This is a genomic window from Spirosoma jeollabukense (assembly GCF_054777855.1).
This window is the reverse complement of the sequence record NZ_BAAHAD010000119.1, coordinates 1-531: the sequence shown is the minus strand read 5'-3', so window position 1 is coordinate 531 and position 531 is coordinate 1. Positions and strand designations below refer to the sequence as shown.

Sequence of the window (531 nt, the reverse complement as noted above, 5' to 3'; positions counted from 1 at the left end):
CAGTCGATTAAAGAGAAGATCGCGGAGGGCCTGTTCGACCTGGGTGTGCAGCTCGCACATCCCGAGGAACGTGTATTTATTGTCGTACACGAGATAGGTATCTGGCCCCAGGTCGATGATCGGCTTGTTGTCTGAGACTCGGTCTTTGAGAGCCTTGAGTAGATATCGTCGAATCCGTGCGACCTCCTCGAAGTAGTTGTGGCCGTCCGACAGCGTCACCCAGTGGAGGTTCGTTCGATAATAGTCCGCGACCGTAAAGGTCGAGCCTGGGTTCTGCTTTGCCTGGCGTTCCTTCGTCCAAATCGAGCCGAGGAAGAACAGCCGTGAACCATAGATGATCTGGGACGCTAACTTCGATATCACGGCCTCCGACTTAAACGAACCGTCCCTCGGATTTGTCGACTGGAGGATAAAAAAAACCACCATGGGATTCCGGAACGTCGTGTACTCGAGGGTGGTCTCGAACGTAATTTCCGTCCGGAGCAGGTCCATCACGACCTCCACGAGCAGAGCCTCGATTTGCTCGCGGCT

1 protein-coding gene is annotated in these 531 nt (G+C 54.6%); it reads right to left on the bottom strand.

Annotated features, from left to right (window positions below):
* The coding region (locus ACYVEA_RS34840) for a hypothetical protein (RefSeq protein ID WP_461117943.1) at nt 1-531 on the bottom strand (531 nt) is incomplete at both ends.